The organism is Rhodococcus sp. BH5, assembly GCF_027583855.1.
Taxonomy (GTDB): Bacteria; Actinomycetota; Actinomycetes; order Mycobacteriales; family Mycobacteriaceae; genus Rhodococcus_F; species Rhodococcus_F qingshengii.
Window position 1 is genome coordinate 1,175,291 of the sequence record NZ_JAJHVW010000001.1, and the last position, 25,034, is coordinate 1,200,324.

Here is a 25,034-nt window from a genome sequence, read left to right on the forward strand (position 1 = left end):
ACAGATGTTTTCGAAAGGTCTACGTGACCGTGGGGTGGTACGTCAGTACTTGAACTCCGGATTCGTACCGACGATCGTCCTTCAACTCGAGGACGATCTTGTCGGCCGATTCGGGGAACACTCTCCCGCCGGACCCGAGAATGACCGGGAAGACCATCAGGCGCAACTCGTCGACCAGACCGGCCAGCAACAACGCGTGGACGAGCGTCCGACTTCCCGCGACCAGGATCTCGCCGTCGATCTGCTCCTTGAGCTTCGGGACAGATTCCTCGATGGGACCGTCGAGCGCCGTCGAGTTGTTCCATTCGAGCGGTTCGGTCGAACTCGTGACGACGTACTTGGGCATCTCGTTCATCTTGTCCGCAAAGCCTTGGTCGTCCTCGCGCTCAGGCCAGGCACCGGCGAAGCTCTCGTAGGTCCGCCGCCCGAGCAGAAGGACGTCCGCGGCGAGGGTTTCGTCGAGTTTGAACTTCATCTGATCGCCCTCCTGGTACGGAAAGACCCATCCAGTGTGCGCATAACCCGGTTCGCCACCGGGAGCTTCCATCACCATGTCCAAGGACACGAATTCTGTCACCACGATCTTGCCCATACCGATCCCCTGTCGTCAGTGCGTGTGCGCCATTCGAGTAGCCGACTACCCCACTGTTACAGACTCTGCGTGGTGGTGGAACTCATCGGCGGCGATCTCCGATTGTCACCACATAAAGACGTCAGCACACAACCCAGGCACCGTTCTCCTTGATCAACGTGATGTCTTCGCGCATCATCTCGGACGGATCCTCGGTGCTGTAATGGCGGGTGTTGGCTGTCGCCGAATCCCCGTTCACGACGATGTTCTCCACTCCGTCCAGCCTCAGACTGGCAAGTGCGTCGTCGAACGGCGACTCTTCGACTCGCGGACTCTCGCTGCGCATCGAACTGCATTGAGTGCTGTCCACTGCCTCCCAGTCCCTTTCGGCCATGAATTCGAAACTCTGACCGACGACCGCAGAGATTTGGCTCTCGGCCGACGGTTCCGAATCGCCGGAACATCCGACGACAGCGGTCAATGCTCCAACGAGCGTCATTGCCGCGAGCGTCTGGCGTCCACGCGTGCCTGCGAAGTTCATCCATCCACTATGACCGATGTACAAACCGAATCGCCTGTTTTCGATCCCTCTGCTTGCGTGGCGATTCGGACGTTCCCTCAGGTTCGCATACCCTCGTATATCGATGATGTGGCGTCGAAAGTGTGCAGTGGCAGTAGCCGGAACAGTGCTCTCAGGGAGCATTGCGTTTACCGGTGTCGTAGGGACCTCGGGAGTGGCCGGCGCCCAACCGGCCCCGCCGCCGCCCACCACCACCGAAGCGCCGTTCACAACACCCAACACCGACAGCTGCCCTTTCACGAGTAGCCCGGCACCGGCGATCGATCTCTCCGAAGCACCCGCGCCCGGATCTACGGCCCCGACTGCTGTCCCGATTCCGGAAAGCCCTGTCGGTGGAGACAAGCTCGGCGAGTGCGGTGTTGTACTCCCTGACGGCGCTCCCCCGCTCCCGGCGGATATCGCGGCATCCGGATGGGTACTCGCGGACGCCGAAACCGGTGAGGTCCTCGCCGCGAAAGATCCGCACGGTCGCTACCGACCGGCCAGCACCATCAAGATGCTCTTGGCTCTTGTCGCGCTCGACGAACTCGATCTCGACACCGAAATCACCGCAACTGCCGAAGACGCGGACGCTGAAGGTAGCGCTGTCGGCATCGGCAAGGGCGGCAAGTACACCAACCGGCAACTGATGCAGGGTCTGGTCATGGCGTCGGGAAACGATGCCGCGCATGTTCTTGCCCGCCAACTCGGCGGTGACGCTGCAGCCGTGTCGAAAATGAACGCGCTCGCGGCCGAACTCGGCGCCCTCGACACTCGCACGGCAACTCCATCCGGACTCGACGGCCCGGGGATGAGCAGCTCGCCGTACGACCTGGCCGTGATTTTCCATACCGCCCTGCAGAATCCGACGTTTGCCGGTCTGATCCATACCGAGACCGTCGAATTTCCCGGCTTCCCCAAGGATCCGACGATTCCCGACGATCAGGACCGCCCCGGATTCACTCTCGCCAACGACAATCAGCTGCTCTACAACTACGACGGCGCATTGGGCGGCAAGACCGGCTTCACCGACGACGCCCGCCACACGTATGTGGGTGGCGCGGAGCGTAACGGCCGGAAACTACTGGTGACATTGATGGGCGGCGAAGCCAAGCCGATCCGTCCGTGGGAGCAGGCTGCCCGTCTACTCGACTACGGATATGCACTCCCCGCGAGCACAACCGTCGGCTCGTTGACGGACCGATCCACCGACGATTCCAGTCCCGATGTCACTCGCACACCGTCTGCCGCTGCACCAGGCTCGATCTCGGCAGCACCCACCGCTACCGACGCCGAATCCGACACCACTGACCGCATCCTCATCGGTGCTGTCGGTGGAGTAGTGGTGATCGCGCTGGTGGCGGGAGCCGTTGCCCTCAACCGTCGGAGGCGCTAGCGCGGCCGACGACGCATGAAGCCCGAAAGACCCAGGCCGGCAACCGCACCCGTGGCGATCAGCGCAGCCACGCGAGACGGTGAAGCACCGTCACTGACAACGATTCGCGGCGAGATCACGGCGGGATCCGGCGGCGGAACGAACGCCAGGGCCATACTTTCCTTGGTCGTCGCCGCCCACGCCGTGCAGAACAGCAGCATCCGTGACGCCGTGAACACGAACACGAGCAAACCGATGATCGGACCGAATGCCACGCCCGCTGGTCCGTTGGTGACGGCAGCGAGGTAGATCGCACCCACCTGCTTGAAGATCTCGAACACAATCGCGGCGATAACCGCTGCCTGCGCAGCGCTACGCAGCGTGACAGGCTCGCGCGGCAGCCGGGCGATCACCCACAGGAACACCGCCCACGTCGCCAGGAGTGAGAGCAACAGTGAAACAACTCTGAGCCCCACGCCGACACCGGTGATGTTCTCGAGGTTGAGCCATTTCACGATCTGAGTCGCAACCGGCCCACTGCTCAGCGCCGACATTCCCAGTGAGACGACCATGGCGAGAGCCAGACCGACGAGGGCCCCTGCGTCACCAAGTTTGGTACGTACGAACCCCTTGGGCTCGCGCTTGCTCTCCCACATCGCCGTCAGCGCGTCGCGAACATTTGCCATCCAACCGAGACCCGCGTACGCAGCACCCAGGAGGCCGAAGATTCCGACGCTCGCGCGCGAGTCGATGGCCGAATCGATCAGCGTGTTGATGGTGTCACCCAAGCTGCCCGGAATGCTCTTGGTGATCTGCTCCTGAATCGACTCCAGGTACTCGGGATGCCCGGCCAATACGAAACCGGCCACTGCAAACGCGACCATCATGATCGGAATCAACGCGAGAACGCTGAAGTACGTGATACCAGCAGCGTAATAGTCGCCTTTTTGCTCTTGAAACCGTCCGGCCGCGCGAACCAGATGATCGAGCCAGGGTCGCGCTGCCCGTTGCTTCTCGAGAAAGCTCGGTGCGTCGTCGTCCGTGTCAGCCATTGCCGTCCCCCTCATGTTCGGTCAGGCGTCGTGAGTCCGAATTCGCGTAAGTCAGCCCTTCGGTGCCAGGAATCCGACCTTGTCATAGACAGCGGCGAGAGTGCGTGAAGACACCTCACGGGCGCGGTGCGCTCCGGCCGCGATGATGCGATCCAGCTCTGCCTCGTCGGCAAGGTAACCGTCGACCTTCGCCTTGAGTGGGGTGACGAACTCGGTCAGCACGTCAGCGGTATCGGTCTTGAGGTCGCCGTACCCCTTGCCCTCGTAACCGGCCACCAGAGTCTCGATCGGTACTCCCGAGAGAGCCGACTGAATGGTGAGCAGGTTGCTGACGCCCGGCTTGGCCTGCGGGTCGAAACGAATCTCGCGCTCGTTGTCGGTGACGGCCGACTTGATCTTCTTCGCCGACACCTTCGGGTCGTCGAGCAGATTGATCAGTCCGGCCGCACTGGCAGCGGACTTGCTCATCTTCGCGGTTGGATCCTGCAGGTCGTAGATCTTTGCCGTGCCCTTGATGATCTGCGGCTCGGGAACAACGAACGCCTTGCCGTAGCGGGTGTTGAACCGGCCGGCCAGATCGCGTGCGAGTTCGAGGTGCTGACGCTGATCCTCACCCACGGGGACTCGCTGCGGGCGGTACAGAAGGATGTCCGCGGCCATCAGAACCGGATACGTGAACAAGCCGACACTGGCGTTGTCGCTGCCTTGCTTGGCGGACTTGTCCTTGAACTGCGTCATACGGCTGGCTTCACCGAAACCGGTGATGCAGTTCAGGACCCACGCCAACTGTGCGTGCTCGGGAACCTGACTCTGCACGAACAGCGTCGCCCGATCCGGATCGATCCCCACCGCAAGGAGCTGAGCGACCGCAACCTTGGTGCGACGACGCAATTCCTTCGGGTCCTGCGTCACCGTGATGGCGTGAAGATCCGGAATGAAGTAGAAAGCGTCGAAATCGTCCTGCAACGGAACCCACTGCTGCAGCGCACCCAGGTAGTTGCCGAGGTGGAAAGAATCCGACGTCGGCTGGATTCCGGAAAGCACGCGAGGCTTTGCGGTGGGCTTCTGTTCTGCAGGGGTCGACATGGTTCCGATCTTTTCACGAGTGGAAATCAGTGCAGTGGCGTGGTGCCCGGGTAGTCGAGTTCGACGAGGTCTTCACCGTGGGCGGCGAGGTCCTCCGCACCGAACTGGTAGACGGTCCGGAAAACGACGGGTTCCCATTCTTCGGCGTAGAAGTCCATCGTTTCGCAGAACCACTCCAACTGATCCTGTTGCTCGGACAGTAGAGAACCCGCGCCTCGGACCACAACTACATATCCGGCGCCGAGTCCGAGGACGTCGTCGAGATCGCGCATGACATCGTCGAAAGCGTCTTTGTTTCGTCCGAAGTGGGACGGAAACTGGAAGGCTGCCGCGAACTCGTCGAAGACCTGCGCCGTTGTCCGCATGTTCTCTCCGCGAACCACCCGAACGACAAAATTCTCGGCACGGAGTTGACGTGCAAGATCATCTGCAACGGCCGGGTCGCTCTGCAGCGCCACCGAAGCCACATCCGAAGACGGATCCAGCCACTGCGCCACGCTGACCGTAGACGAATCGGACATCAGCGAATCCTCACAAACGTGTCGTAGTGATCGAGGGTGTACCACGCCGAACCGTCGTTGCCGGTGACGATTCGCTCGGCGTCGCGTCCTTGGCCGTTCTTCTTCGGGTTCACGTCCCATTCCTGATAGACGACACGTCCGCCACCGGCACCGACAGCGGGTAGGCGGCCTTCGCTGTTGCGGAAGGTGATGCCGCCCTTGGTGCCCGGCGCATTGGCGGAATCCGGCCACCTCCCGGCGTCGATCTCGACCAGCGTGGCGAGCACTCGCGCCGGCGCATCGGTGCTTGTCTGCTGCGTTGGCTTGGCAGCGGAATTCGAGGGCGCGGAACTCGACGGCGCAGCCTTGGTGGTGGCGCCGGGCTTGGCTTGAACACTCGAGGACTGAACGCTCGAGGACTTCGTACCCGACGACGCCGAACTGTCGGAGTCACGTGAAGAAAGGGTGACCGCCAGTACGAGCGCAACCACCGCCACCACGACGGTGATGATGGCGTTGCGCGTCTTTGCGCTCGGCATTTTCAGACCTTCAGACATACGCGTCTCTATCGGTACGAGACGGTGACAGGCGCATGATCCGACCAACGGAGGTCGTAGGACTCAGCGCGTTCCACGAGCGCGACCTTGGCCCGCTCGGCGTATCCGCGAGTGGCAACCTGGTAATCGATACGCCAACCCGAATCGTTGTCGAATGCCTTTCCGCGGTACGACCACCACGAGTACGGGCCGTCGACACCCGGATGGAGGGTGCGGAAGACGTCCACCCACGCGGAATCTTCGGCGAACAGCAGATCCATCCAGGCGCGCTCCTCGGGGAGGAATCCCGAAGACTTCTTGTTGGTCTTCCAGTTCTTGAGGTCGAGTTCGGTGTGCGCGATGTTCCAATCGCCGCTGACCACCACGTGACGATCGGCAGCCTCGGCCGCCGCAGCGGTGGTAGCGAGGTGAACTGCGAAGGACGCCATGAACCGCTCCTTCTCCTCCTGCTTCGGCGTGAGCGCCTCACCGGAGGGCAGGTACAGGCTCGCGACGGTCAGATCGGCGAAGTCGGCTTCGATGTATCGACCGGCGTCGAGAAACTCGTCGTCCCCGTGACCGATCCGCACCGCGTCAGGTTCCGTGCGTGAGAGCACCGCGACTCCGTTGCGTCCCTTCGCGGACGGCTCGGCGGAGACGAGGAACCATCCGTTGCCGAGCGCTGGTTCGAGAGTCTCGCGAAGCTGATCGTCCGACGCACGCGTTTCCTGAAGGCAGATGAAATCCGCCGACGTCTTCTCCAGCCAGTCGAGCATGCCCTTGCGGGCAGCTGCTCGAACGCCGTTGACGTTCACGGACGTGATGGTGTGGGGCGCAAGAATGTGGGAGTCAGCAGTTTGTGGCACGGCAAGCACCGTAGCCGATTCCACCGACGCGGATGGGCGCCCAGGTCAGCGCGCGGCCCTACGCTGCAGAATCACCGCTACCGCCAGCACGACGAGACCCGCGACGGCCAGCAACGACCCCACCGCTGCCGGCGCGGTGTACCCGTAACCGGCTGCGATGACGACGCCGCCGATCCACGCTCCGAAGGCGTTGGCGATGTTGAGTGCGGCGTGATTGAGAGACGCGGCCAAGGTCTGAGCATCCTCGGCGACATCCATCAACCGTGTCTGGAGGCCAGGCACCATCGACGACCCGGCGAGCCCGATGAGGAAGACGAAGACGAGCGCCGTGTACGGATTGCGCACGGCGATAACGAAGATCGCGAGGATGACCACGAGGGATCCCATCGACAGGAACAAGCCCTTCATCAGTGCGCGATCCGCGAGGTATCCACCGACGAAGTTGCCGGCCACCATGCCCAGTCCGTACAGCATGAGTGCGAGGGGAATGAACGAAGCGCCAAGCCCGGACACGTCGGTGAGAGCCGTACTGATGTAGGTGTAGACGGCAAACATCCCGCCGAATCCGACCATGCCCACGATCAAGGTCATCCACACCTGAACGCGGCCCAGTGCCCCGAGTTCGGTGATCGGATTCGTCACCGGCATGCCGTCCAACCGCGGAATCCAGACGAACAGCGAAGCAACCGTTGCCACTCCGATCACCGCAACCAAGGCGAAGGCGCTGCGCCAGCCGAGTGCCTGGCCGATCCAGGCCGCGACCGGTACCCCGATCACGTTGGCCACGGAAAGACCCATCATCACCGTGGCGACGGCCTTCGCGCGTTTTCCCGGTTCGGCCAGGTGAGCTGCGACCAGTGCGGCGACTCCGAAATACGCGCCGTGCGGCAATCCGGCGACGAAGCGGGCCATCATCAGCGTCGTGTACGAGGGCGCGAAAACCGAGGCGGCATTGCCGACGGTGAACGCGACCATGAGTGCGATCAACAGGGTGCGGCGCGGTACTCGTGCGGTGAGTGCAGCGATCAGCGGAGCGCCGACGACAACCCCGAGCGCGTACGCCGAGATCACGTGACCCGCGACGGGTTCCGAGACACCGAGTCCGGATGCCATTTCCGGGAGCAACCCCATGGCGACGAACTCGGTTGTGCCGATACCGAAACCGCCGAGAGCGAGAGCGAGCATCGCCGGACCTCTGGCGGAACGAACCCCGGGTGTCGAGGTGTCAGAACGGGAGAGGGTAGACGAAGTCACTGATCAATTGTGGTCTCACACCTGGTTGAACTTCCAAGTGAGAGCGGGTGAGTTCACTCACGTGAGACCGCGAACACAAATGGGACGCCTGGTTTCCCAGACGTCCCATTTGACAGGTGAAGCGGTGAATCTACTTCGCGGCCATGGCCTTCTGCAGGTTCACGTCGAGTGCGCCGAGGAACTCCTCGGTGGTCAGGTAGCCCTGATCGCCGCCGACCAGCATCGAGAGGTCCTTGGTCATCTGGCCGCTTTCGACGGTCTTGATGACAACGTCTTCGAGCGCCTGCGCGAAGCCGATGACCTCAGGGGTGCTGTCGAGCTTGCCACGATGCTCGAGCCCGCGGGTCCACGCGAAGATGGACGCGATCGGGTTGGTCGAGGTGGGCTTGCCCTGCTGGTGCTGACGGTAGTGACGCGTCACGGTGCCGTGAGCAGCCTCTGCCTCACAGGTCTTTCCGTCCGGAGTCAGCAGAACCGACGTCATGAGGCCGAGCGAGCCGAAGCCCTGGGCCACGGTGTCGGACTGGACGTCGCCGTCGTAGTTCTTGCATGCCCAGACGTATCCGCCCTCCCACTTGAGAGCGGAAGCGACCATGTCGTCGATGAGGCGGTGCTCGTAGGTCAGACCTGCAGCATCGAACTCAGCCTTGAACTCGGTCTCGTAGACGTGCTGGAAGATGTCCTTGAAGGCACCGTCGTACGCCTTGAGAATGGTGTTCTTGGTGGACAGGTACACCGGGTAGTTCTGCTGCAGTCCGTAGGTGAGCGACGCGCGAGCGAAGTCACGGATGGACGTGGTGAAGTTGTACTGCCCCTGGACGACGCCGCCCTCTTCGGGGAAGTTGACCAGTTCGTGCTCGATCGGTGCGCTGCCGTCCTCAGGCGTGTAGGTGATCATCACCTTGCCGGGGCCGGGGACCTTGAAGTCTGTGGCGCGGTACTGGTCGCCGAATGCGTGACGGCCGATGATGATCGGCTTGGTCCAGCCCGGAACGAGTCGCGGAACGTTGGAGATGATGATCGGTGCGCGGAAGATCGTGCCGCCGAGAATGTTGCGGATCGTTCCGTTCGGGGAACGCCACATCTTCTTGAGACCGAATTCCTCGACACGTGCCTCGTCCGGCGTGATCGTGGCGCATTTGACGCCGACGCCGTGCTTCTGGATCGCGTGCGCTGCGTCGATGGTGACCTGGTCGTCGGTCTCGTCGCGGTACTCGATACCGAGGTCGTAGTACTCGAGGTTCACATCGAGATACGGATGGATCAACTTGTCTTTGATGAACTGCCAGATAATGCGCGTCATCTCATCGCCGTCGAGTTCGACGACGGTGCCCTCAACCTTGATTTTGGACATGGGTGCTTCGCGTCCTCCTAGGAAGTTTCCCTGGTTACACGGTTGCGGTCACACTTTGTGAGTGGGTCCGCGAACGGTTCGATTATCAAACCTAGACGGTGTGGACTGATCTCGGGAGATGAGTCCCAAACAAGACAAGCGTACTGCTAACCCATGAGGCCGCAACCGGCAGGTCCACTCATCGGTCTCTACTCGCGAGTAACTTTTGCCTGCTAGTGGGCTGCGTCGCTCTGCCTCGCGTGCGGTTGCGGCTCACATTTCGCCCCGTGTCAGGACTGCGCTCACTTCCCGGTAGAATCCGACTTGGTCATGAGTGCCAGCGTCAAGCCCCGGCTCGCTGGACGGCAACCCTCCAACCGCGGTGGGGTGCCCCGGGTGATGACCAGGTTTCCCGACGTGGATCTGCTCGCGCAGTTCCACCGCAATTCGGGTGACAAGCGCGGGTCCGACAGGGACGGACCCCAGACCGGGCCGAGCCCCACGGAGGTATTTCAGTATGTGTCGCAGTTGTAGATAGACCCCAGCACGGGGCGGCGATCATTCGCCCCCGTCCGACATCTATCCGTCAGACCACTGGAGTGAACAAATCATGACCGACAACACAGCCGACGCCGCAGCAACTTCGGATCCGACCGCGAACTGGTCGTTCGAGACCAAGCAGGTGCACGCCGGACAAACAGCGGACACCGCCACAAATGCGCGCGCTCTGCCGATCTACCAGACCACCAGCTACGTCTTCGACAGCACCGATCACGCTGCGGCACTGTTCGGCCTCGCCGAGCCGGGCAACATCTACACGCGGATCATGAATCCCACACAGGACGCCGTCGAGCAGCGCATCGCTGCCCTCGAAGGCGGGGTCGCCGCACTCCTCCTCTCCTCGGGTCAGGCCGCCGAGACCATCGCGATCCTCAACATCGCCGAGGCCGGCGACCACATCGTCTCCAGCCCGTACCTGTACGGCGGCACGTACAACCTCCTGCATTACACCCTTTGTAAGCTGGGCATCGAAGTCACGTTCGTCGAGGATCCCGACAATCTCGAGCAGTGGCGCGAAGCCATTCGCCCGAACACGAAGGCGTTCTACGGCGAAACGATCGCCAATCCGAAGAACCACATCCTCGACCTACCCGGTATCTCGTCACTGGCCCACGAGAACGGTCTTCCGTTGATCGTGGACAACACAGTCGCGACGCCGTACCTGCTTCGCCCACTCGAACACGGCGCCGACATCGTCGTTCACTCCGCCACCAAATACCTTGGTGGACACGGCACCGCGATCGCCGGCGTCATCGTCGACGGTGGCACTTTCGACTGGACGCAGGGTCGCCACACGAACTTCACGACGCCTGATCCCAGCTACCACGGCGTCACCTTCGCGGACCTCGGCGCGCCGGCGTTCGCACTCAAGGCCCGCGTCCAACTGCTGCGCGATCTCGGTTCCGCCGTGGCGCCGTTCAACGCGTTCCTCATCGCGCAGGGTATCGAAACCTTGAGCCTGCGCATCGAGCGCCACGTATCCAATGCACAGAAGGTCGCCGAATTCCTCGACGGTCACGTCGAGGTCGCCTCCGTTTCCTACGCGGGACTCCCCTCCTCGCCATGGTTCGAACGCGGAAAGCAGCTGACGCCCAAGGGAACCGGCGCCATCGTCACCTTCGAGCTGCCCGGCGGTATCGATGCGGGCAAGACGTTCGTCAACGCCCTGACGCTGCACAGCCACGTCGCCAACATCGGTGACGTTCGCTCACTCGTGATCCACCCCGCCTCGACGACACACTCGCAGCTCACCCCCGAAGAGCAGCTCGCCTCCGGTGTCACACCCGGGCTCGTTCGCCTCGCGGTCGGCATCGAAGGAATCGACGACATCCTCGCCGATCTCACCGTCGGCCTGGCAGCGGTGGCAAACTCGTGACCGTGAACGAATTGGAGCCCAGGATCGACCTCCTGCCCCCACCCGACGGCCAGGTGGGGTTCGTCGACATCGGTGCCTTGGAACTCGAAAGCGGCGCGGTGCTCCCATCGGTTTCGCTCGCCGTTCAGCGGTGGGGTGAGCTTTCCCCGAACCGCGACAACGTCGTACTCGTCGAGCACGCACTGACCGGAGACTCACACGTCACCGGACCGATCTCCGCGAATCAGCCCTCCCCCGGCTGGTGGAACGGGATGGTCGGCCCCGGCGAACCGATCGACACCGGCGAATGGTGCGTCATCGCAACCAATGTCCTCGGTGGTTGTCGCGGCACGACCGGTCCCAGTTCGCCGGCCGACGACGGCAAGCCGTGGGGCAGCAGGTTCCCGGAGATCTCCATCCGGGATCAGATCGCGGCGGAGAAGAAGCTCGTCGATCTCCTCGGGATCGACCAGTTGGCCTCGGTAGTCGGCGGATCCATGGGGGGCATGCGCACCCTCGAATGGGCAGTTACCTACCCGGACAGCATTCGCTCCGCGCTGGTTCTCGCAACCGGTTCACGGGCCACTGCAGATCAGATCGGCACCCAGACGACGCAGATCGCTGCCATCGTCTCCGATCCGGATTGGCAGGGCGGTGACTACCACGGAACGGGGCGGGCACCTCGCGCCGGACTCGGCATCGCCCGTCGCATCGCGCACCTCACGTACCGCACCGAGGCCGAACTTGACGCACGCTTCGAGAACTCCGCTCAGAACGACGAAAATCCTTGGAACGGTGGACGATACGCCGTACAGAGTTACCTGGAACATCAGGCAGACAAGCTGGTCGACCGCTTCGACCCGAGCACGTACGTCCTCCTGACCGAGGCCATGAACCGGCACGACATCGGTCGTGGACGCGGCGGTGTTGCGGCGGCGTTGGCATCGATCACGGCACCGGTCGTGGTGGGCGGCGTCGACTCGGATCGGCTGTATCCCCTTCGCTTGCAGGAGGAGATCGCCGACGGAATTTCCACGTGCAGCGGCCTCGAGATTCTCAAGTCCAAGGACGGCCACGACGGCTTCCTGACGGAGGCGGACGCCGTCGCCGGACTGCTTCGCCGAACGATGGAGTTCGCGCGTACGGCTCGCTGATTCGGCACAGAGCCACGTTTTCAGGATTCGTCAATGTCGGGAAAACCACAGCTGATCTGCGGGTTTTCCCGACATTCTCATTGGCGAACGTGAGCCGGCGCGGCTAGCATCGGCGAACGTGAATCAGCCATGCTCGACGCGCCTGCAGGCTACGTACATTCCCGAGCACATGTCCTTCGCGTTCTGGGGTGACGCAGACCCGGCAGCGCGGCTGTCGGCACTGGGGATGCCGACCGGGTCGCCGGGCGTGTGCAGGCTTGCGATCCCGGTCGACGAGTCGATCACAGCAACCGACGTCGGAGCGCAACTGCTCGACCTCACCACCGCGATCGACGCGTTCCACAACCTCGATGCTGGTCGCGGCGACCTCGGATCGTCGCTGCTCGCGTGGAAGCGCGTCATCGACACCGGCGCACATGACATTCCGACCGCAGCGCATGCCGCGATCGAGCACGACGACACGAAGATCCGAAGCGCCGAGTCCACGGTGCGGTTGTTCACGGATGCGCGTACAGCCGTGGACAGCCTTCGCCGAGCAAAGATTCAGGCGACTCTGCGCCCGTATCAAATGCAGGGAGTTGCCTGGCTGACGGCTCTGTCGGGTTCGGGTGGTGGGATCTTGGCCGACGAGATGGGTTTGGGTAAGACACTGCAAGCGATTTCGATGATCGCGATCCGCGCCGGCGACGGTCCGCATCTGGTTGTGTGTCCCACCTCGGTGATAGGAAACTGGCGCCGCGAGATCGAGCGATTCGCTCCGCATCTGCCACTGCACGTTCATCACGGGGCCGCCCGTGCACTTCCCACTCGTATCCCCGCCGGCACTACGGTTCTGACCAGCTACAGCGTCTTGCGTTCCGACGCAGCCCAATTGGCCCCGGTCCATTGGAGTTCAGTGGTCTTCGACGAGGCGCAACAGATCAAGAACCCCGCTTCCCTCGCCGCGAAAGCAGCAATGCAGTTGTCGGCGGACGTCAAGGTAGCGATGACCGGCACGCCAGTGGAGAACCGCCTCGAAGAATTGTGGTCACTCTTTCGCGTCGCAAATCCCGACGTCCTCGGGACTCGCGCACGGTTTCGTCAACGCTTTGCCGTCCCGATCGAATCCGGTCGATCGGCCACCGCGGCGACCAGACTTGCCGCGGTGATCGATCCATTCATTCTGCGCAGAACCAAAGACACAGTGGCCAAGGATCTTCCGCCCAAACAGTTCTCCACGGTCTCGTGCACTCTGACGTCGGAACAGGCGCGCATCTACCGGTCGGCAGTTGCCGATGCGTTCGACTCCGGATTGGGCACGGGAATTGCCCGGCGCGGCAACATTCTTGCCCTTCTGACCACCCTCAAGCAGGTATGCAATCACCCCGCGCAGGTCACCGGCGATTCGGACGGCCTCTACGGAAGATCCGGAAAGCTCGACCGCGCAACGGAAATGATCGCCGAGATCGTCGACGACGGCGATCGCGCGCTGATATTCACGCAGTACCGGACGATGGGCGAGATGCTCTCGCGACACCTGGGAGCCGAACTGGGTATCGGTGCCGTGCCTTTCCTCCATGGCGGCCTGAACACCGACAAACGAGACGCGATGGTCGACGCGTTCCAGAACGAGACGGATTCACCACCGGTTCTGATTCTGAGCTTGCGCGCCGCCGGCTTCGGCCTCAACCTCACGCGCGCAAGTCATGTCGTGCACTACGACCGGTGGTGGAACCCAGCCGTCGAGGATCAAGCAACCGACCGGGCACACCGCATCGGCCAGAAACGCACCGTCAACGTCCACACCTTGGTGACGGGCGGCACCGTGGAGGATCACATAGCAGCGATGCACGAGTCCAAACGAGCTGTGGCCGATGCTGTCTCCGGGAACGTCGAGGCCGCGCTGGCCGATCTTCCCGACACCGAACTGCGTGAACTTCTCGAACTGGACGGCGCGGTGATCATCTGATGGCCAACGAATTCGGCGTCACCGCTTGGGGTCGAGCGTGGCTGCGCACGGTGGAGCGGACCGCGGCGTCCGGTCCGAACCCGTCCCTGCCGACAGCTCGAACCCTCGCACGCAACGGGTCGGTGGAATTCACCGCGGTCTCATCGGGGACCGTCGTCGCCGAGGTGAGCACCAAAGCAAAAACCTCGTCGGTGACGATTGGTGTCCCGCTCTGGACCAAATTTGAGATCGCTGCAGTGAAGAGCCTTCTCCGTTCGGATGGAAAGGCGAACAGATCCGTATCCACCGGCGAACTGCCGGACAGCATCGTCACCGAACTGCAGGCTCGAAATATCGCAGTAGCCGTTGATCTTTCGGAGTGCACTGCCAGCTGCGACTGCTCAGGTAGACGCTCGCCGTGCGTTCACCATCTCGCCGCGATCTACGCCCTCGCCGGGCGAATCGACGAGGAACCTGCACTTGCGGTGACGTTACGGAGTGCACCGGTCAAGGCTGGAAAGAAGTCGACATCCGCACATTCACCGGAGTGGATCCCTTTGAGTGATATCGATATTCGCTCGTTCTACGGGGGCTGATCTTCTCAGTCGGTACCGAGCGGATCGATGGTCAGGGCGAGCGTCGCGATCAGCACACCCATAACGCCCATCGCCGCAGTGTCGAAGACCCTTCCACGCACCGCGAGCAACCCCACACGGTTCTCGGGAACGAACCACCGAGCGGCAGCTCCGATGATGACGGCAACACCGAAGACGAGGGCGCCGCGGCGCCACCGGTCGGCCAGCACGAGAACAACCGCTGCCGCGATCACGGCGAGGACCGCGAGCATGGGCAGATTCTTCTTCGCGAGGCCGACCAGTGAGGACATCGGACTCAGGCCTCGGCCAGAACCCGCTCGGCGCGTTCGACCACGTTGGTGATCAGGAACGCGCGGGTCAGCGGTCCGACACCACCGGGGTTGGGTGAGACGAAGCCGGCGACCTCGCTGACGTCGGCTGCGACGTCGCCGCGCAGGCCGTCGTCGGTGCGACTGACGCCGACGTCGAGGACCGCCGCTCCAGGCTTGACCATGTCTGCGGTGATGAGGCCGGGAACGCCGGCGGCAGCGACGATGATGTCGGCGCGGCGAACCTCGGCCGCGAGATCGCGGGTACCGGTGTGGCAGAGCGTGACCGTCGCGTTCTCGCTACGACGCGTCAGCAGCAATCCGATCGGGCGACCGACTGTGACGCCTCGTCCGACTACCACCACGTGTGCGCCTGCAATAGGGACCTCGTAGCGGCGCAGGAGATGCAGGATTCCACGCGGGGTGCACGGCAGCGGGGCTTCCTTGCCCAACACCAGTCGACCGAGGTTGACCGGGTGCAAGCCGTCGGCGTCCTTGTCGGGGTCGATGCGCTCGAGGGCTGCGTTCTCGTCAAGGTGCTTGGGAAGCGGCAACTGCACGATGTAGCCGGTGCACTCGGGATTGGCATTGAGCTCGTCGATCGTCGCGTTGAGCTGCTCCTGCGTGATGTCGGCAGGCAGGTCGCGTCGCAAAGAATTGATACCGACCTTGGCGCAGTCGTTGTGCTTGCCGCGCACGTAAGCCGCGGATCCGGGGTCGTCGCCCACCAGGATGGTGCCCAAGCCGGGTGTGATGCCCTCTGCCTTCAGAGCGCTCACCCGCACCTTCAGGTCTTCGAAGATTTCGTCGCGGGTAGCTTTGCCGTCGAGGATCGTTGCAGTCACGGCGACCATTGTTCCAGGTTAGGGTCGATGAGTGACAACGGCTCCGGAACTACGCGGCCCGAGGGTGCTCCTCTCCCCCGTCGCGCCCGATCATCACGCCCGTCTGCGGGCAATTCACCTGTACCCGGACGTCGTGCAGTGGTGGCAAAATCCCGACGACGACTGGCCTACGGCGCCGGAAGCCGGCACCACGCACTACAGCATCTTCCACGGCGACCACCTGATCGGCTTCATCCAGTGGTACGAAGCGGAAGACAATCCTGACTTCCGCCACGCCGGGCTCGACTTGTTCCTCGATCCCGACTTCCACGGCCGAGGGTTCGGTCGCGAATCGATACGGGTGCTGTGTGCCCACCTGATCGACGACCTCGCATTCCACCGTCTGGTCATCGACCCGGAAGTCGACAACTCCGTCGCCATCGCGTGCTACCGATCGGTGGGGTTCAAAGACGTCGGGGTGATGCGCGAGTATTCGCGAGATCGCCATGGTGTGTGGAAGGACGGACTGCTGATGGATCTGCTCGCACGGGAATTCATCCGCTGATCGACTGGGACGAGTTCGAAAGGACCGACATCATGTTGCTGGACAAGGAATTCACGGCCACCCTGCAGAAGAGCGACGCCAAGGGCGGGTGGACTTATGTGATCTGGCCGGAGTCCGCCGAGTTCTTCGGCACCCGCGGCCTGGTCAAGGTACGCGGGACGATCGACGGACATCCGTTCCAGAGTTCGTTCATGGCGTTGGGAGACGGTAACCACAAGCTGCCGGTCAAAGCCGATCTTCGCAAAGCCATCGGCAAGGAGACCGGCGAGCTGGTGACGGTGCGCCTCGAGGAGCGCTTGGAGAGCTAGGCGCTGCTACTTCATGTCGACGACAAGACCGTGCGCCGACGCGTACGCCACCGCCTGCATCAACTCGATCTGCGCGTTTCCGACGGACGCGGACGTCCACAGGCTCGGATCGATCCGTGCACCGCGCAGGTCTGCACCTTCGAGTTTGAGTCCACCCGTACGAGCACCGGACAGATCCGCCGACGCCAGCACCGCGCCCCGCATGTCGGCCCGAACCAGGTTCGCTTCACGGAAGCGGCATGAGGTGAAGTCGATCTTTCTCAGGTCCGCCCCGCCGAGTGAGGTCAACGAGAAGTCGACTTCGTCGAGCGTCAACGGCCGGATGCGGCAACCGTCGAACGTCGACCCGAGCAGACTGCAGTTTCGGAACGTGCTGTGCCACAGGCTGGTCCGGGCAAAATTGCACGAGCGGAACGCAGTTCCCGTGTGCACGGACTCCCCCAGATCGGTGCCGGTGAAATCACAATCCGTGAACACCACCGACTCCGTCGTGAGTCCGGTGAGGTCGGCGTCTCGGAAATTGCAGTTGGTGAAAGTGCGCTGACGCCACTTCTGCCCGGCCAGCCGCGCGTCTGAATAGTCTTCGCCGACGACATCGTCGGATTCTTCGGGGAGCATGCCGTCCATACTGCCCCGCCGCACCGACACCGGTTCGATCGCCTAGGTCTCGCAGGCCACGCCGTCACCGTCACGATCAAGCTTGGACGAATAGCCGGGATCGCCGCGGTAGATCGGGGCAGCACCGGCCGCTCGCACGGCTGCATAGTTGGCGTAATACACCCCCGCGTCGGGCACCTTGGCCGGCGGCGGAACGTACGCCGGTTCTGTTGTCTTCGGCGGTGTGTACGCAGGAGCGGGCGGAACATACGGCGTAGTCGTGGTCTCCGGGACCTGCGGAACCAGCGGCACAATTGCCACGGTGGTTGTCGTCGGTGGCGGCACGATCGTTGTCGTCGTCGGCAAGAGGGACGAAGTCGTGGTCTTCGTCGTCGACGGGACCGTGCTTTTGGTTGTCGTCGCTGCAGCTGTCGTCGAAGAGGTCGCAGCAGGCGTCGTCGATTCTTCCGACTTGCCCGCTCCCGTCGCCGCGGCGATGGCAACCAGCCCCACGACTGCCGCGCCGGCGATCCACGGCCACTTACGCCGCGTCTTGCCTTCCTCGGCGTTAGTGTCCGGCACCGCCGATCCGGGTGCGCCGAAGACCTGCGTGGGAGTGCCGAAAGCCTGAGTGGGTGCGTCGACGCCCTTGGGCCGTGTCTGCGCGGTCCACTGCTGACCGTCCCAGTAACGGTCGATCGTGGGGTCGAAGGGGTCGGGGTTCCAACCGGCGGGAGGGTTCATCAAAATGTCCGTTCTGCGAAGAGTGCCGGAAATAGATTCGCACGGACTGGCCGGTTTGTTACCAATTCGCCCACACTTCTCCACCGCTCTTCTCGCAGACGCGGGCACCGATATGCCGCCCGGTACAGTTCCTCGAGTGTTCCGAGTGATGTTCCACGAGCCCCGCATCCCACCCAACACCGGAAACGCGATCCGCATGGTCGCAGGCACCGGTTGCGAACTCCACCTGGTCGGACCTCTCGGGTTCGACTTGTCGGAGCCGAAGCTCAAGCGCGCAGGCTTGGACTACCACGACCTGGCGACTGTCACGGTCCACGAAAACCTGACCGCTGCCTGGGAAGCCGTCACCCCCGCTCGCGTGTTCGCCTTCACCGCGCACGCGACCACGTCGTATGCCGATATCGCCTACCAACCCGGCGACGTCCTGCTGTTCGGGCCCGAACCCACCGGACTGTCCGAAGAAGTATTGGCGGACGAACACGTCACCGAGCGCCTGCGTATCCCGATGCTGCCCGGACGCCGGTCCCTCAACCTGTCCAACGCTGCCGCCCTCGTGACGTACGAGGCCTGGCGTCAGCACGGGTTCAAGGGCGCTGTCTGATCGACGTCAGTAGACGTCCCGGACATAGCGCTTCTCCGCCGAAAGAGCCTTCACGTACGCCTCGGCACTGCGAGGTGCCAGTTTTCCGTGCTGAGCGACCACCCCGTTGAGGGCACTGTCGACGTCCTTGGCCATCCGGTTGGCATCGCCGCAGACGTAGAAGTGCGCTCCCTTCTGCAACCACTCCCACAGCAGTGCACCCCGCTCACGCATCCGGTCCTGCACGTAGACCTTGTCGGCTTGATCCCGGGAAAACGCGAGGTCGAGTTCGGTGAGGAATCCGTCCTTCCGCAATTCTTCGATTTCTTCGCGGTAGTAGAAGTCGGTCGCGGCGTGCTGTTCTCCGAAGAACAGCCAGTTCGGGCCCGTGTGCCCCAATGCCCGCCGCTCATGCAGGAAGGCACGGAACGGTGCAATGCCGGTCCCCGGACCGACCATGATCATCGGGGTCTCGGGATCGGAAGGTGGCCGGAAGTGGGTCGACTTCTGCACGTAGATACCGATGTCGTCATCGTGAGCGTGGTCGGCGAGGTAAGTCGAGCACACTCCACGCCGTGGGACACCCGCAACGTTGTATCGCACCGCGGACACCGTCAACTGCACTTCGCGTGGGTTCTCCTTCGGACTGGAAGATATCGAATACAGCCGCGGCTGAATCGGTTTGAGCAGCGAGAGCCATTCGTCTGTCGAGGCACGAACTTGCGACTGCGCGAGAATGTCGACGGACTGTCGTCCCCACGACCAGTCTTTGAACGTGGAGACATTCTCCGGCTTCAACAACTCGGCCAGGTCCGAATCGCGGGTTCGTTGATGCACGAATCGAATCATGTCGGTCGAGATTCGAGTGATCTCCAGGCGCTCGGTGAGCGCGGTACGCAGCGTCATTTCCCCGTACTGCCCCAGTTCGACGGTCTCGTCACCGTCGAGGCCGGTAAGGGTGAGCCACTCGTCGACAAACGGAGAGCTGTTTCGGGGCCAGACTCCGAGAGCGTCGCCGGCTTCGTAACTGACCGTGTCACCTGGAAGGTGAAAGCCCAACTGCCGCACGTCTTTGGAAGAACCCGGACGGTTGAGCACGACATTGCGCGTCAAGGCTGTGGTCAGTGGCGCCTTCTTGTTGTATCGCAGCGGCGGCGGCATCGCCGGTGAAATCGGCGCGGCTGCAACGGTTGTCCCAGAATTCTTCTTTGCAACGAGGACGTCGGTCGTCTCGCCGGCCACCGAGCTCCGAAGCTCAGCCGTGACCGCCTCCAGCCATCCAGCAGCGGTGTCCTCGAAATCGGGCTCGCAGTCGGCGCGATCGACGATACGACTGGCTCCCAGTTCGGCAAGGCGGGCGTCGAGCTTTCGTCCGTGTCCACAGAAGTCGGCATAGTTCGAGTCGCCGAAAGCGATGACTGCATAACGTGTCTCGGACATGCGGGGCGCCGTGTCAGCAGACAACGCATCCCAGAAACCGCTGCCGTTGTCCGGGGATTCGCCGTCACCGGAGGTACTGGTGATCAGCAGGACCTCTCTGGTAGCTGCCAGGTCGGCGGCGGGGAACTCGTCCATCGCGTGCATCACCACGGGTAAGCCGATTCCCCCGAGACGAGTGGCGCACTCAGCAGCGAATTCTTCCGCGTTTCCGGTCTGCGATGCCCAGAGCACCACGATCGGCGCGCGCTCGGATCCAATACTCGGACTCGATGACAACGCAAGCCCGTCGGTGTCAGGAAGTGAGATCCGCGAGTACAGGCCGGCCAGAACACCGTCGACCCACATCCGCTTTTCGGCATCGAAGGGTGCCGTCGACGGCAAGGTAGGTACCCCGGCAGTGCGATCGGCGTCCGCACGCAACGCAGCGAGAAGGCCGGCCAGGTAGCTCTGTTGGAGCGGATCGAATACCACTGCAGGTGTTCCTGTTTGACGGAGGACGCCCGCGAGGACATCGGTTCGCGACAACGCCCGATCAGCTGGCGCGGGAGCCACCAGCGCCGCCTCGGCGAGCACTGTTTCAGGTGTGTTCACGGCGACCTTCGTCATAGTGACAGCGCAGGCTTTGAACTCCGGTTGCTGCGAGGCAGGGTCGATGGCGTCGTTGGTGACGGCGTTGATGGACAGATATTCACCGAAGGCGTCGTTCCAGTGAAATGGGGCAAAGCAGTTCCCCGGACGCACTCGGTCGGTGACAACAGCCGGAAGCACAGCGCGACCGCGGCGTGAGGCAACCTCGATCGCATCCTGGTCGACGATGCCGAGCCTGGCGGCGTCGTCGGGATGGATCTCGACGAAGGGACCTGGGTTGAGCTTGTTCAACTTGGCCACCTTGCCGGTCTTGGTCATGGTGTGCCACTGGTGCGCGAGACGACCGGTGTTGAGCAGGAAGGGGTAGTCGTCGTCGGGCATTTCGGCGGGAAGCATGTGCGGCCGTGCGAAGAACATCGCACGGCCAGTGGCGGTGGGAAATGCGAGCCGCGGAGTGCTGCCGTCCTCGCGGATCAGGAGCCTTTGACTGACACCGTCATTGACGTATCGGATGGGATGACGGTCCTGATCACTGTCTGGCGGGCATGGCCACTGAATCGATGTCTTGCGGAGGCGCTCGTAGGTGACGCCGCGTAAGTCGTAGCCGGTCTTCGGATTCCAGAACTGCTTGATCTCTTCGAACACCTCTTCGGCACAGGTGTAGGTGAACGCTTCGGCGTACCCCATCTCGCAGGCGATCCGGGCGATGATCTGCCAATCAGGCAGCGCCTGCCCAACCGGATCCAGTGCCTGCTGAAAGAGCGTCAGGTTGCGTTCGGAATTGATCATCACTCCGTCGGACTCTGTCCACAGCGAAGCAGGCAGCAGAACATCGGCGTATTCGTTGGTCTCGGTGCCCAGGAAAGCATCCTGGGTGATGACGAGGTGGGCCTTCTCCAAGCCGTCGATGACGGTCTTGCGGTTGGCTACCGTCGCAACGGGATTGGTGCAGATGATCCAGCACGCTTTGATGTCGCCCGCCGCCATTCGGGAGAACATGTCGATGGTGCCACCGCCGATGTCGGTGCGCAGCGAGCCCTGCGGGATCCCCCATCGGTCCTCGACGAAGTCGCGATCGGCGTCGACCATCACGGCGCGCTGACCTGGCAAACCTGGCCCCATGTAGCCCATTTCACGCCCACCCATGGCGTTCGGCTGACCGGTCAACGAGAACGGACCGCTGCCGGGCTTGCAGATCGCACCGGTCGCGAGGTGAAGGTTGCAGATGGCGTTGGTGTTCCACGTGCCGTGGGTGCTCTGGTTCAAACCCATTGTCCAACAGCTCATCCAGTTGGCGGCCTCACCGATCCACTGCGCTGCCGTGTGGATGTCGGCTTCGGAGATACCGGTGATCTCGCTGACCTTCGCAGGCGTGTACTCCGCGAGGAAACTGGGCATGACCTCCCAGCCTTCGGTGAAGTCGGCGATGAAGTCCGGATCGGTGTGGCCGTTTACGACGAGCAGGTGGAGTAGTCCGTTGAGTAGCGCGAGATCGGTGCCGGGAGCGATCTGCAGGAACAAGTTCGCCTTGTCGGCGGTGGCGGTGCGTCGAGGATCGACGACGATCAACTTCGCGCCCGCCTTGACCCGCTCCTGCATTCGAAGGAAGAGGATCGGATGGCAGTCCGCCATGTTCGCGCCGGTCACGAAGAACACGTCGGCATGTTCGAAGTCCTGATAGGAACCGGGCGGTCCGTCGGCCCCGAGCGATTGCTTGTATCCGGTGCCGGCACTTGCCATGCACAGTCGGGAATTCGATTCGATCTGATTGGTCCCGATGAAGCCCTTGGCCAGTTTGTTCGACAGGTACTGAGCTTCGAGTGACATCTGCCCGGACACGTACAACGCAAACGCGTCGGGACCGTGCTCGTCGATGATTGCCCGCAGGCGCTGGGCGGTGTCAGTGATGACTGCGGCCATGTCCGCCGCTTCGATCGCATCACCTCGGCGCGGACGGCGATATGCAGATTCCATGCGCCCCGGGCCTGCGAGCATGTCTGCGGTCGTGGTGCCTTTGGTGCACAGACGCCCGAAGTTGGTGGGATGTGTCTTCAGACCGGAAGACTTCGCAGCCTTCCGACGTCCCGTCTCCGGATCGGTGATGATGTCGAGGACAAGACCACAGCCGACCCCGCAGTACGCGCAGAGTGTGTCGACACTGGTGGTGGTGAGTTGAGCGCCCATCGATTCATGCATCCCTTCGACCGAGGATCAAGGTCGACTTCTATCTTCGGATGCAGTTGTTTCGGGAGTTCATGCTCGATGTTGCGTATCAATCACTCTTTCCTCACCGCGCCCTTCGGACCGATGTGCGGTCCCGGGACCGGCGGTCGTCGACGGGCAGCTGTACGCGAATGCCCAGTTCTACGCTCTGCCGCCGAATCGAGCGATGTAGTGCCAAACCTTCTTGACGTCCTGCGGATCGAAGGATGCACCCCGTGCGAGCCCCAGTACGGCAGGCGTCAGCCGCCTGCCGTGCGCAATTTCTCGGGCAAGGTCGATCACGGCCGCTCCCCGGTATTCGGGATGTTCGGCTATCTCGTCGACATCGACCGCGTATCCCTCGTGCCACAGCACCGGGCACGTGAGCGAGTGGGCGATCTCTTCGATCAGTGTGCCCCGGTAACTCGGATCCAGAACGAGCGCCTCGACGTCCGTTCCGATGTCGACGGCGCCGTGGACGTGCGCCTCGATGTAGTGGTCGAGCGGATCGTCGAGCTCGGCAGCCCGTGCGGCGTCGACCAAGCTCATCGCTTCGGCCGTTCCGAAGAGATCAGGCTCGAAGACGCTGTCGGGAAAGCAGAAGGTGGTGCGGTCGAGTGTGTGCTCGGCAAGCCGGAAGTAGGACGAGCCGAACCGAGGGGATGCCCCGTAGGGATCGGCGGAGAAGTTCAACGCTCCGTACTTCGGCCGTTCCGAGGGCTCTCGCTCGTCGTAAGCTCCGCCGAATATCCGACTCTCCCAACGCCAACGATCGCCGCCGTGATGCGCCGTCAGTCCGCCGTTGCTCGTTCGAGTCTCGAACTGGGTCACATAGGTGCCTTGACGTGCGATCGAGGCCAGTGTCAGACCACGTTCAGACGGGAGGTCCGGATGAAAGTGCAACGTCACCCGGTGATTTCGATCCAACGGGCCGCCCTTCGAGAGACCGCTCACGTGCGCAATCGCGGCAGACCAAGGAGTGGAATCAACAGGCATTCGCCCATTATCCGGATATGGAAGCAGCGCCGGTGAAGAAATCGACCAGTGAATACGGTGTGCCTTCACCGAGGCAGAGATCAAGGATCACGTGCGAGTCCGCGGCCTCGGATGCGCTGCGCACGAACATCGCTTCTTCGTACTCGGCGAGTGCCCCTTCGATGTCGTCGGGGTGCGTGGCGATCGCCTTTCCCAGTTCGGCGCCGTCGAACATCGCCAAGTTCGCACCCTCACCGGACGGGGACATCAGGTGCGCCGCGTCACCGAGAAGCGTCACCCCAGGCACGCGATCCCATCGGTGCTCGTCGGGAAGTGCATGGATCGCGCGCGGAATCGGAGCGGTTTCACCATCGGTGATCAGCGCCGTGAGTTCCGGTGCCCAACCGTCGAACTCGGCCGCGACCCGCGCTGTCGCAGCGGCGGCGTCGGTGAAATCGATACCGGCAAACCACTCCGCCGGACGGTTCAGCTGAACGTAGGTGTGCACGATGTCTCCCGCCTCTCGATGCGCGGCGATCGCTTTTCCTGGTGCGGGCGCGTACATCGCCCCGTCCCCGACGGCTTCGGCTGCAGCCGAATGCTTCTCGTCGACGTCGTAGAGGTAGGTCTCGACGAACGTGGTGCCGACGTATTCCGGCTTCGCATCGGAGAGCAGCGGCCGGACCTTCGACCAGGCACCGTCTGCACCGACGAGAAAGTCGGTGGTCACTGTCGAACCGTCGACGAAGGTCAACTCGTGGCGATCATCTCCGAGCGAGCGCACAGTGTCGACTTTGCGTCCCCATTCGATCGTGTAGTCCGGAAGGGAATCAATCAGGATTCGACGGAGGTCGCCGCGCAGCACCTCGGGACGTGCTCCCGTGCCGTCGTCGGGTTCGTCGAGGAGCACGGCGGCGTGTTGATCGAGTACGCGCGACGCGGCGCCGCCCGCGTGGATGATCGCGCGGAACTCGTCGGTAAGGCCGGCAGCGTCGAGCGCGGCCTGACCGTTGTGTTCGTGGATGTCGAGTTGACCGCCCTGCGTGCGAGCTTCTGCCGACAGTTCCGCCTCGTAGATCTTCGACCGAATTCCATGAACGTGAAGGACACGCGCGAGGGTCAGACCGCCGAGGCCCGCCCCGATGATCGTTATCGAGTTGCTCATGTTTGTTTCCTTTC

The 25,034-nt window shown here is 62.9% G+C and carries 24 protein-coding genes and 1 riboswitch; of the genes, 8 read left to right on the plus strand and 16 right to left on the minus strand.

All coding sequences use genetic code 11. From position 1 onward, the window contains the following. Positions 1–19 precede the first annotated feature (19 nt). Positions 20–592: a dihydrofolate reductase family protein gene (locus RhoBH5_RS05410; protein WP_003940686.1), complete on the minus strand. Its 573-nt coding sequence runs from the start codon at positions 590–592 to the stop codon at positions 20–22. Between the two features lie 121 nt (positions 593–713). Next, a complete protein-coding gene (locus RhoBH5_RS05415) occupies positions 714–1,112 on the minus strand; it encodes an Rv0361 family membrane protein (RefSeq protein WP_021343646.1) in 399 nt (132 codons plus the stop codon). 103 nt (positions 1,113–1,215) lie between these two features. On the opposite strand from RhoBH5_RS05415, the gene RhoBH5_RS05420 reads away from it, so the two are divergent. Next, entirely contained in the window at positions 1,216–2,526 is a 1,311-nt protein-coding gene (locus RhoBH5_RS05420; protein WP_270008012.1) for a D-alanyl-D-alanine carboxypeptidase family protein, read from the plus strand. Here the strand turns inward: RhoBH5_RS05420 and yhjD are convergent. The 7 genes from yhjD to RhoBH5_RS05455 form a co-directional block, all read right to left on the minus strand. Continuing rightward, on the minus strand, positions 2,523–3,557 hold the full coding sequence (gene yhjD / locus RhoBH5_RS05425; RefSeq protein WP_007727380.1) for an inner membrane protein YhjD: 1,035 nt from the start codon (positions 3,555–3,557) through the stop codon (positions 2,523–2,525). The two genes, RhoBH5_RS05420 and yhjD, sit on opposite strands and share 4 nt — an antisense overlap. Positions 3,558–3,608: 51 nt before the next feature. Continuing rightward, positions 3,609–4,643, minus strand: coding sequence for a tryptophan--tRNA ligase (trpS, locus tag RhoBH5_RS05430; RefSeq protein WP_003941025.1), 1,035 nt, complete (start codon positions 4,641–4,643; stop codon positions 3,609–3,611). 26 nt (positions 4,644–4,669) lie between these two features. Beyond that, on the minus strand, positions 4,670–5,164 hold the full coding sequence (locus tag RhoBH5_RS05435) for a barstar family protein (protein ID WP_007727381.1): 495 nt from the start codon (positions 5,162–5,164) through the stop codon (positions 4,670–4,672). Further along, positions 5,164–5,682 carry a ribonuclease domain-containing protein gene (locus RhoBH5_RS05440; RefSeq protein ID WP_054800923.1) on the minus strand — a complete coding sequence of 173 codons (519 nt, stop codon included), beginning with the start codon at positions 5,680–5,682 and terminating at the stop codon, positions 5,164–5,166. Before RhoBH5_RS05440 ends, RhoBH5_RS05435 begins: the two co-directional genes overlap by 1 nt. Before the next feature lie 26 nt (positions 5,683–5,708). Further along, the gene (locus tag RhoBH5_RS05445) at positions 5,709–6,554 is read right to left on the minus strand and encodes an exodeoxyribonuclease III (RefSeq protein WP_080726638.1); all 846 of its coding nucleotides are present in this window, start codon (positions 6,552–6,554) and stop codon (positions 5,709–5,711) included. A 36-nt stretch (positions 6,555–6,590) separates the two neighbouring features. Next, complete coding sequence (locus RhoBH5_RS05450) at positions 6,591–7,799, minus strand: MFS transporter (RefSeq protein WP_442972447.1); 1,209 nt, start codon at positions 7,797–7,799, stop codon at positions 6,591–6,593. 130 nt (positions 7,800–7,929) lie between these two features. After that, complete coding sequence (locus RhoBH5_RS05455; protein ID WP_003940772.1) at positions 7,930–9,153, minus strand: NADP-dependent isocitrate dehydrogenase; 1,224 nt, start codon at positions 9,151–9,153, stop codon at positions 7,930–7,932. Between the two features lie 305 nt (positions 9,154–9,458). Then, positions 9,459–9,599, plus strand: a riboswitch (SAM riboswitch). Positions 9,600–9,742: 143 nt separating this feature from the next. Between RhoBH5_RS05455 and RhoBH5_RS05460 the strand changes: the two genes are divergently transcribed. The 4 genes from RhoBH5_RS05460 (at position 9,743) to RhoBH5_RS05475 (ending at position 14,724) form a co-directional block, all read left to right on the plus strand. Beyond that, entirely contained in the window at positions 9,743–11,068 is a 1,326-nt protein-coding gene (locus RhoBH5_RS05460) for a bifunctional o-acetylhomoserine/o-acetylserine sulfhydrylase (RefSeq protein ID WP_270008013.1), read from the plus strand. After that, positions 11,065–12,201, plus strand: coding sequence for a homoserine O-acetyltransferase MetX (metX, locus tag RhoBH5_RS05465; protein WP_204855635.1), 1,137 nt, complete (start codon positions 11,065–11,067; stop codon positions 12,199–12,201). The genes RhoBH5_RS05460 and metX overlap by 4 nt, the downstream gene beginning before the upstream one ends. A 118-nt stretch (positions 12,202–12,319) precedes the next feature. Continuing rightward, a complete protein-coding gene (locus tag RhoBH5_RS05470) occupies positions 12,320–14,149 on the plus strand; it encodes a DEAD/DEAH box helicase (protein WP_256520542.1) in 1,830 nt (609 codons plus the stop codon). After that, entirely contained in the window at positions 14,149–14,724 is a 576-nt protein-coding gene (locus RhoBH5_RS05475; RefSeq protein ID WP_270008014.1) for a hypothetical protein, read from the plus strand. Before RhoBH5_RS05470 ends, RhoBH5_RS05475 begins: the two co-directional genes overlap by 1 nt. Positions 14,725–14,729: 5 nt before the next feature. Here the strand turns inward: RhoBH5_RS05475 and RhoBH5_RS05480 are convergent, their stop codons facing one another. After that, complete coding sequence (locus RhoBH5_RS05480; protein WP_003940740.1) at positions 14,730–15,014, minus strand: DUF3017 domain-containing protein; 285 nt, start codon at positions 15,012–15,014, stop codon at positions 14,730–14,732. Positions 15,015–15,019: 5 nt separating this feature from the next. Then, entirely contained in the window at positions 15,020–15,877 is an 858-nt protein-coding gene (locus RhoBH5_RS05485; protein WP_064112569.1) for a bifunctional methylenetetrahydrofolate dehydrogenase/methenyltetrahydrofolate cyclohydrolase, read from the minus strand. 31 nt (positions 15,878–15,908) lie between these two features. Between RhoBH5_RS05485 and RhoBH5_RS05490 the strand changes: the two genes are divergently transcribed. Beyond that, the gene (locus RhoBH5_RS05490) at positions 15,909–16,421 is read left to right on the plus strand and encodes a GNAT family N-acetyltransferase (RefSeq protein WP_270008015.1); all 513 of its coding nucleotides are present in this window, start codon (positions 15,909–15,911) and stop codon (positions 16,419–16,421) included. Positions 16,422–16,453: 32 nt separating this feature from the next. Next, the gene (locus tag RhoBH5_RS05495) at positions 16,454–16,729 is read left to right on the plus strand and encodes a DUF1905 domain-containing protein (protein ID WP_007727403.1); all 276 of its coding nucleotides are present in this window, start codon (positions 16,454–16,456) and stop codon (positions 16,727–16,729) included. A 6-nt stretch (positions 16,730–16,735) separates the two neighbouring features. Here the strand turns inward: RhoBH5_RS05495 and RhoBH5_RS05500 are convergent, their stop codons facing one another. Further along, on the minus strand, positions 16,736–17,356 hold the full coding sequence (locus RhoBH5_RS05500; protein WP_003940770.1) for a pentapeptide repeat-containing protein: 621 nt from the start codon (positions 17,354–17,356) through the stop codon (positions 16,736–16,738). Positions 17,357–17,389: 33 nt separating this feature from the next. Then, on the minus strand, positions 17,390–18,070 hold the full coding sequence (locus tag RhoBH5_RS05505; protein WP_270008016.1) for an excalibur calcium-binding domain-containing protein: 681 nt from the start codon (positions 18,068–18,070) through the stop codon (positions 17,390–17,392). A 136-nt stretch (positions 18,071–18,206) separates the two neighbouring features. Here RhoBH5_RS05505 and RhoBH5_RS05510 point away from each other — a divergent pair, with 136 nt between their 5' ends. Then, positions 18,207–18,671 carry a tRNA (cytidine(34)-2'-O)-methyltransferase gene (locus tag RhoBH5_RS05510; RefSeq protein WP_007727408.1) on the plus strand — a complete coding sequence of 155 codons (465 nt, stop codon included), beginning with the start codon at positions 18,207–18,209 and terminating at the stop codon, positions 18,669–18,671. A 6-nt stretch (positions 18,672–18,677) separates the two neighbouring features. On the opposite strand, the gene RhoBH5_RS05515 is transcribed toward RhoBH5_RS05510, so the two are convergent. The 3 genes from RhoBH5_RS05515 to RhoBH5_RS05525 form a co-directional block, all read right to left on the minus strand. Next, on the minus strand, positions 18,678–22,862 hold the full coding sequence (locus RhoBH5_RS05515; protein WP_270008017.1) for a bifunctional nitrate reductase/sulfite reductase flavoprotein subunit alpha: 4,185 nt from the start codon (positions 22,860–22,862) through the stop codon (positions 18,678–18,680). Between the two features lie 180 nt (positions 22,863–23,042). Then, a complete protein-coding gene (locus RhoBH5_RS05520; RefSeq protein ID WP_007727410.1) occupies positions 23,043–23,876 on the minus strand; it encodes a DUF3626 domain-containing protein in 834 nt (277 codons plus the stop codon). Between the two features lie 7 nt (positions 23,877–23,883). After that, positions 23,884–25,020: an FAD-dependent oxidoreductase gene (locus RhoBH5_RS05525; RefSeq protein ID WP_007727411.1), complete on the minus strand. Its 1,137-nt coding sequence runs from the start codon at positions 25,018–25,020 to the stop codon at positions 23,884–23,886. Positions 25,021–25,034 lie beyond the last annotated feature (14 nt).

Bases quoted from the DNA above. Each gene is read 5' to 3' on its own strand.
- RhoBH5_RS05500 (WP_003940770.1), bottom strand. From the start codon at position 17,356: ATGGACGGCATGCTCCCCGAAGAATCCGACGATGTCGTCGGCGAAGAC.
- RhoBH5_RS05505 (WP_270008016.1), bottom strand. From the start codon at position 18,070: ATGAACCCTCCCGCCGGTTGGAACCCCGACCCCTTCGACCCCACGATC.
- RhoBH5_RS05420 (WP_270008012.1), top strand. From the start codon at position 1,216: ATGATGTGGCGTCGAAAGTGTGCAGTGGCAGTAGCCGGAACAGTGCTC.
- RhoBH5_RS05460 (WP_270008013.1), top strand. From the start codon at position 9,743: ATGACCGACAACACAGCCGACGCCGCAGCAACTTCGGATCCGACCGCG.
- RhoBH5_RS05410 (WP_003940686.1), bottom strand. From the start codon at position 592: ATGGGCAAGATCGTGGTGACAGAATTCGTGTCCTTGGACATGGTGATG.
- RhoBH5_RS05495 (WP_007727403.1), top strand. From the start codon at position 16,454: ATGTTGCTGGACAAGGAATTCACGGCCACCCTGCAGAAGAGCGACGCC.
- RhoBH5_RS05520 (WP_007727410.1), bottom strand. From the start codon at position 23,876: ATGCCTGTTGATTCCACTCCTTGGTCTGCCGCGATTGCGCACGTGAGC.
- RhoBH5_RS05480 (WP_003940740.1), bottom strand. From the start codon at position 15,014: ATGTCCTCACTGGTCGGCCTCGCGAAGAAGAATCTGCCCATGCTCGCG.
- RhoBH5_RS05525 (WP_007727411.1), bottom strand. From the start codon at position 25,020: ATGAGCAACTCGATAACGATCATCGGGGCGGGCCTCGGCGGTCTGACC.
- trpS (WP_003941025.1), bottom strand. From the start codon at position 4,643: ATGTCGACCCCTGCAGAACAGAAGCCCACCGCAAAGCCTCGCGTGCTT.
- RhoBH5_RS05440 (WP_054800923.1), bottom strand. From the start codon at position 5,682: ATGCCGAGCGCAAAGACGCGCAACGCCATCATCACCGTCGTGGTGGCG.
- yhjD (WP_007727380.1), bottom strand. From the start codon at position 3,557: ATGGCTGACACGGACGACGACGCACCGAGCTTTCTCGAGAAGCAACGG.
- RhoBH5_RS05435 (WP_007727381.1), bottom strand. From the start codon at position 5,164: ATGTCCGATTCGTCTACGGTCAGCGTGGCGCAGTGGCTGGATCCGTCT.
- RhoBH5_RS05455 (WP_003940772.1), bottom strand. From the start codon at position 9,153: ATGTCCAAAATCAAGGTTGAGGGCACCGTCGTCGAACTCGACGGCGAT.
- RhoBH5_RS05415 (WP_021343646.1), bottom strand. From the start codon at position 1,112: ATGAACTTCGCAGGCACGCGTGGACGCCAGACGCTCGCGGCAATGACG.
- RhoBH5_RS05515 (WP_270008017.1), bottom strand. From the start codon at position 22,862: ATGGGCGCTCAACTCACCACCACCAGTGTCGACACACTCTGCGCGTAC.
- RhoBH5_RS05475 (WP_270008014.1), top strand. From the start codon at position 14,149: ATGGCCAACGAATTCGGCGTCACCGCTTGGGGTCGAGCGTGGCTGCGC.